We start from the raw sequence: 6,113 nt of genomic DNA on the forward strand, positions 1-6,113 counted from the left end.
GATCAGGCCCCCGGGCTCTGCGGACGGCCGCCGCCGGGCGTGCCCTGCGGCGCGGCGTCGGCGCCGGGGCCGGCCACGGCCTTGAGCCCCACGTTGCGGCGCACCCGGCAGAGCGTGCCGTGGGGCGGGACCTCGTCGGCCAGCTTCCCCGAGCGCAGGTCGGCGACGAGGGTGTCGAAGCGCTGGTTGGTGACGTCGCCGAAGAAGCGCCAGTTGACCGTGAGGCACGGCGCGTTGCCGCACAGGGCCAGGCACTCGACCTCCTCCAGCGTGAACTCGCCGTCCTCGGTCGTGCCGCCGCCCCGGACCCCGAGCGTCTGCTCGGCGTGCTCGAGCAGCTCGAAGCCGCCGTTCAGCAGGCAGGCGATGTTCGTGCACACCGATACCAGATGGCGGCCGACCGGGGAGGTGAACAACATCTCGTAGAAGGTGGCGGTGCCGTACACCTCGGCGGCGGTGAGCCCCAGCAGCTCGGCCACGTGGTCGATCGACTCGGGTGTGAGCCAGCCGTTCTGCTCCTGGGCCACGTGCAGGATGGGGATGAGGGCCGAGCGCGACTGCGGGTACAGGGCGATGATCTCCTTGGCCCGCTTCTCGTTCTCGGCCGTGAGCCGCGCCATCAGCGGTCCACCCCGCCCATGACCGGGTCGACCGACGAGATGCAGGCGACGGCGTCGGCCACGAACCCGCCCTTGAGCATCACCGGCAGAGTCTGGAGGTTGGCGAAGCTGGGGTCGCGCATGTGGAAGCGGTAGGGCTTGGCCGACCCGTCGGCCACGAGGTAGCCGCCCAGCTCGCCGCGGGGCGCCTCGATGGCGACGTACACCTCGCCGGCGGGAACCTTGAAGCCCTCGGTGAACAGCTTGAAGTGGTGGATGAGCGCCTCCATCGACTCGTCGATGCGCCCGCGGGGCGGCGGCGTCAGCTTCTTGTCCTGCGTGCGGTAGTCGCCCGGCGGCAGGCGGTCGGCGATCTGGCGCACCAGCTTCAGCGACTCCCGGATCTCGTTGAGGCGGATGGCGTAGCGGTCGAACGTGTCGCCGTAGGTGCCCACGACCACGTCGAAGTCGAGCTGGTCGTAGAACAGGTAGGGCATGTCCCGGCGCAGGTCCCAGTCGAAGCCGGTGGACCGGAGGATGGGACCGGTGGCCGACAGGGCGAGGGCCTGCTCGGTGGTGACGACGCCGACGCCCTGGGTGCGCTCCTGGAAGATGGGCTGGCCGGTGAGGAGCGTGTCGTACTCGTCCAGCCGGGGGGGGATGGCGTCGCAGATGGCGAGGACCTCGTCGCGCCAGCCGGGCGGGAGGTCGGCGGCGACCCCGCCCGGGCGGATGTAGTTGTAGTTCATCCGCAGCCCGGTGGTGCGCTCGAAGAACGACAGGATCAGCTCGCGCTCTCGCCAGCCGTAGAGCATCATCGAGATGGCGCCCAGGTCCATGCCGTTGGTGGCCATGAACAACAGGTGCGACGACGCCCGGTTGAGCTCCATGAGCAGCATGCGGATCCACGTGGCCCGTTCGGGGACCTCCACCTCGAGCAGCGTCTCCACGCACATCGAGAAGACGCACTCGTTGAAGAAGTTGGCCAGGTAGTCCATCCGGGTGACGTTGGTCGAACCCTGGATGTACATCAGGTCTTCCTGGGTCTTCTCCATGCCGGTGTGGAGGTAGCCGATCACCGACTTGGAGCGGATGACGGTCTCGCCCTCCAGCTCCAGCATCAGGCGCAGCACGCCGTGGGTGCTGGGGTGCTGGGGCCCCATGTTGATGATCATCGTCTCGTCGTCGGTGACCTCGACGTTCATGTCGCCGCGGTCCAGCTCCACTCCCTCGGGCAGCCGCAGGAACGCGCCCTCCTCGCGCGCCAGCTCGGCCGGCGCCGTCATCCTGCGGGGCCGGAGCTCCTGCGCCCCTTCCGACGTCTCGACGATCCCGGGCCGCTCCTGCGTGCTCACACCGGCCCCCCAGCGACCAGGGGCCCGAACCCGTAGCGGAAACGACTCGGATCCGGGTCGTTTCCGCCACAAGTTCGCTCGCCGAGACCCGACGAGCGCAGCGAGCGGGTGAGGACGAAGTTCATCGGGACGGCGCCGCCGCCTTGAACTGGACGGGGACGCGCCCCGTCGCGTAGTCCTTGCGGAGCGGGTGGCCCTCCCAGTCCTCGGGCATGAGGATGCGCGTGAGGTCCGGGTGGCCGTCGAAGCGGATGCCCATGAGGTCGAACACCTCCCGCTCGAACGCCTCGGTGCCCGGGTGGACCGGGAACAGCGAGGGGACCACCGGGTCGGCCTCCGGCACCTGGACGCGCACCCGGGCCCGCTCCTTGCGGGTGGTGGACAGCAGGTTCACCACCACCTCGAAGCGCTCGGGGGCGACGCCGTCGGGGAGCGGGCGGGCCGGAGCGGCCAGGTAGTCCACGGCGCAGACGTCCAGGCAGACGTCGAACCCGTCCTCCCCGAGCGCCTCCACCAGGGCGACGTACTTCTCCCTCGACGGATGCAGCACCTTCTGGCCGCGCGACCGGGTAACGGGCGCCCCGTGCACCTCCTCGGGCGGCGGGGGAGGTGCCGGCGGCTGGTCGTCGGCGACGCCCTCCGCCGGGCCCGGGCCGCTCACCGGGGCGTCCCCACGGCCACCCGCCGGGGCTCGAGGACCAGGCCGGCGCCGGCGCCGGTGGCGTCCCGGCGGCGCAGGATCTCGCCCGTGCGGATCTTCTCGTGCAGGGTCAGGATGCCGTGCAGCAGCGTCTCGGGCCCGGGAGGGCAGCCGGGCGTGTAGACGTCCACGGGCACGACCTGGTCCACGCCCTGCACGATGGCGTAGTTGTTGAACATGCCGCCGCTCGACGCGCACACGCCCATGGAGATGACCCACTTCGGTTCCATCATCTGGTCGTAGACCTGGCGGAGCACGGGGGCCATCTTCTGGGACACCCGGCCGGCGACGATCATCAGGTCGGCCTGGCGGGGCGACCCGCGGAAGACCTCCATGCCGAAGCGGCTGATGTCGAAGTGGGACGCGCCGGTGGCCATCATCTCGATGGCGCAGCACGCCAGGCCGAACGAGGCCGGCCACACGCTGTTCCGCCGGGCCCACCTCACCACGTCCTCGACCCGACCGGTGAGGAAGTTGTGGTTGAGGCTCTCGAGCCCTCCTGCCATCTAGGCCGCCTCCCGCTGGCGCCCGACCCGCCGCACCGTCGACTCGGTGGTGCGTGCGCCGCTGCTCTTGGCGGCCGACGGGCCCCAGTCGAGGGCGCCGTTGCTCAGCAGGTACACGAACGACACGAACACGGCGAGGGCGAAGACGAGCATCTCGACGAGGCCGAACAGCTCGAGGCGGCGGAACACCACCGCCCACGGGTAGAGGAACACGATCTCGATGTCGAAGATGATGAAGATCATGGCGATCAGGTAGAAGCGCACCGGGAAGCGCTCCGCCGGCTCGCTGCGGGGCAGGATCCCCGACTCGTAGGGCGCCGCCTTGGCCGCCGTGGGCTTGCGCGGCCCGAGCAGCCGGGAGGCGACGAACGACAGGCCGGCGAAGAGCGTGGCCAGCACCATCAGCGTCAGGATGGGCAGGTACTCGCTCAACGACCCTCGCACCTCCTCGCTCGATCCGGCGTGAGGCTAGCCGGTCCGTACCGGGAAGGTCGGTTGGACCGACCCCCCGGAAGGGGTCTCGACGGGGACGGAACGCCGCCCGACGCCCTCAGGCGGCGGCGCTCTCCGCCTGTCGCCGCCAGATCTCCTTGTCGCGCTGGTGCAGGTTCCAGCAGCACACGCCGAAGACGATCCCCGACGCGAACATCACGAGGAACGGCGGGAGCCGGACGCTGCCGAGGTCGCGGATCATGATGACGGCGGTGGTCGGTGCGGTGAGGTCGGGCTGCGGCCTGACGCCGGCCGGCGGCTCCTCGAACAGGGCCGGCTTCACCCGGACCACCACGTAGTGCGGCCGGTGGCGGAGGGTGAGGAAGTAGTCCTCACCGCCCAGGCGGAAGCCGTCGAGGAGGACGTAGTCCTCGGTGGTGGAGAACGGCGACTCGAAGCGCTCGGCCACCGGGTCGGGCTTCGCCTCGGCCTCCTCGCCGTGGCCGGCCGGCGCCTCCTCGGCGGACGCCGGCGCCAGCAGCTTGTCGGCGGTGGCCTGGGCGTCGGCCAGGATGGCGTCGCCGGGGCGCAGCTCCTGCCACTTCCCGCCCGGGAAGTCGTCCATCACGTCCAGCAGCGACTGCTCGGCCGGGCCCGTCACCATCTCGAGCGCCTTCCACGAGGGCTCCTCGCCCTTGAGGCCGATGCCGAACACCACCCAGGTGGCGCCCATGATCGTCATCCACCCGGCCAGCCCGGTGAGGGCGAGCACGAAGCCGATCCTCGCCCCCATGTTGGTGGCGAGGAGCAGGTAGACGCTGCCCGGGAGGAGCACCAGGCTGGCCAGGAAGATGGCGAAGCCCCGGATCTGGGGGTCCCAGGACAGGGCGGAGAGGAGCACGTCGGCGTCCACGGTCACAGGCCCCGCTCGTAGTCCACGATGGCCTCGATCTGCTCCTTGGTGAGCATCCTGCCGAACCCCGGCATGCCGCCTCCCTCGTCGCCGCCGAGGCCGCGGATGCCGTAGGGCTCGGCGTACTCGGCACCCTCGGTGATGAACTCCACGTGCATCTCGCGGTCGGGGAACTGGCGCAGGGTCGCACCGGCGGTGAGGCTGGGCCCGTAGGCGCCGCCACCGGGGACGCCGGGTTCGCCGATGGACCAGCCCTCGGTGTGGCAGCGGGAGCAGAACCCGTCGAACAGCTTGGCGCCGTCGGTGCCGAACTCGTTGAGGTTCCTGGCCCGGACCTCCTCGGGGTCGAGCTGGATGCTGTCGATGTAGGCGATGAGATCGGTGATCTGCTGGTCGTTCATCGGACCGCCGCCCTCGATGCCCCAGGCCGGCATGGGGGTGTTGGCCCGCCCGTAGACGAGCACCGACTTGAGCTCGTCCTTGGAGTAGCGCAGGAGGACGGTGTCGAGCGGCGGGGCCGCCCACTTCACCTCGCGGGGCGGCTTCTCGGGGTCGATCGGGTCGGCCATGACGTAGTTGGCGACGCCGCCCTGGCCCTGGGCGCCGTGGCAGCCCCCGCAGCCGAAGTGGCCGATGTTGCCCTCGGGGATGGGCGAGCCGGCGGGCTGGAAGAGGACGAGGCCGCGACCGGCGGCCCGGTGGTCGAAGCCCCGCTCGGCGCCCTCCTGGCGGCTGGGCTCGCGGGCCCAGTACAGGGGGAGGCCGACGGCCGTGATGACCATGAGGATCAGGCCCCACATGAGGGCCCGGTCGAGACGCGGGCCCTCGAGCCCCTCGTCGTCGAAGTACGGGCGCCGGTTGGGCGCCAGCTCCATCTCGGCGCCCGGCGGCGGCGTGTCCTCCTTGCGGAGGTAGCCGGCCAGGTACGCCAGCCAGCCGAGGACGAGCAGGACGGCGGTGGCGACGCCGGCCTTCTGGAAGTTGTTGAGGGCGAGGAGGTGCGTCACGCGCAGTGCGGGCCTTCGGCCTCTTGGCCGGTCGTGTTCACGCCGACGGGGGGCCCCTGGATGACCTGGCTGGTGTCGACGGAGACGACGCCGCCGCTCACCTCGACGCCGAAGCGGTCGAGACCACGGGGGGCGGGGCCGGCCTTCCTCTCGCCGACCCGGTTGTAGCGGGAGCCGTGGCACGGGCACTCGAACCACTGGGCGCTCTTGCAGAACGGCACCCGGCAGCCCAGGTGGACGCACTTCTGGTAGAGGGCGACGACGCCCTCCTTCATGCCGTCCAGCACGGCACCCTCGTAGTTGGCCTCCGCCGCCTTGGCCGCGTCCTTGGGGTAGGGGGCGATCCAGGTGCGGGCCTCGGCCAGGTAGTACGGCTCCTTGGTGCTGGCGATCTCGCTGAGGATCTCGTCGAGCTTGCCGACCCGGATCTTGGCGCCGAAGCCGCCGCTCAGGGTGGGCCACAAGAAGGCGACCGAGGCGGCGCCGAACCCGGCCAGCCCGAGCTGGAAGAAGCCCACGATGCTGCGGTTGAAGAACTGCCGGCGGGTGACGCCGAGGGCCTCGGGGTCCATGGGCGCCCGGGGGGCGGGGCCGGCCTTCC

At 71.1% G+C, this 6,113-nt stretch carries 8 protein-coding genes; all 8 read right to left on the reverse strand.

The genetic code is table 11. The features are described 5' to 3' along the window. Positions 1 to 2: 2 nt before the first annotated feature. The gene (nuoE, locus tag VM242_07120) at positions 3 to 620 is read right to left on the reverse strand and encodes an NADH-quinone oxidoreductase subunit NuoE (GenBank protein HVM04923.1); all 618 of its coding nucleotides are present in this window, start codon (positions 618 to 620) and stop codon (positions 3 to 5) included. Further along, the gene (nuoD, locus tag VM242_07125; GenBank protein ID HVM04924.1) at positions 620 to 1,954 is read right to left on the reverse strand and encodes an NADH dehydrogenase (quinone) subunit D; all 1,335 of its coding nucleotides are present in this window, start codon (positions 1,952 to 1,954) and stop codon (positions 620 to 622) included. The genes nuoE and nuoD overlap by 1 nt, the downstream gene beginning before the upstream one ends. A 121-nt stretch (positions 1,955 to 2,075) precedes the next feature. Continuing rightward, on the reverse strand, positions 2,076 to 2,615 hold the full coding sequence (locus VM242_07130; GenBank protein HVM04925.1) for an NADH-quinone oxidoreductase subunit C: 540 nt from the start codon (positions 2,613 to 2,615) through the stop codon (positions 2,076 to 2,078). Beyond that, the gene (locus VM242_07135; GenBank protein HVM04926.1) at positions 2,612 to 3,160 is read right to left on the reverse strand and encodes an NADH-quinone oxidoreductase subunit B family protein; all 549 of its coding nucleotides are present in this window, start codon (positions 3,158 to 3,160) and stop codon (positions 2,612 to 2,614) included. Before VM242_07135 ends, VM242_07130 begins: the two co-directional genes overlap by 4 nt. After that, complete coding sequence (gene ndhC / locus VM242_07140) at positions 3,161 to 3,592, reverse strand: NADH-quinone oxidoreductase subunit A (protein ID HVM04927.1); 432 nt, start codon at positions 3,590 to 3,592, stop codon at positions 3,161 to 3,163. A 118-nt stretch (positions 3,593 to 3,710) separates the two neighbouring features. Next, positions 3,711 to 4,511 (reverse strand): hypothetical protein, encoded by an 801-nt coding sequence (locus VM242_07145; protein HVM04928.1) that lies wholly within the window; start codon positions 4,509 to 4,511, stop codon positions 3,711 to 3,713. After that, positions 4,508 to 5,512, reverse strand: a complete 1,005-nt coding sequence (locus VM242_07150) for a cytochrome c (protein ID HVM04929.1) — start codon at positions 5,510 to 5,512, stop codon at positions 4,508 to 4,510. Before VM242_07150 ends, VM242_07145 begins: the two co-directional genes overlap by 4 nt. Beyond that, positions 5,509 to 6,113 (reverse strand): Rieske 2Fe-2S domain-containing protein (locus VM242_07155; protein ID HVM04930.1); only part of this gene is annotated, 605 nt, incomplete at its 5' end. The genes VM242_07150 and VM242_07155, both read right to left, overlap by 4 nt.

The organism is Acidimicrobiales bacterium, from assembly GCA_035540975.1.
Lineage (GTDB): Bacteria > Actinomycetota > Acidimicrobiia > Acidimicrobiales.

Bases quoted from the DNA above. Each gene is read 5' to 3' on its own strand.
- nuoE (HVM04923.1), bottom strand. From the start codon at position 620: ATGGCGCGGCTCACGGCCGAGAACGAGAAGCGGGCCAAGGAGATCATC.
- VM242_07135 (HVM04926.1), bottom strand. From the start codon at position 3,160: ATGGCAGGAGGGCTCGAGAGCCTCAACCACAACTTCCTCACCGGTCGG.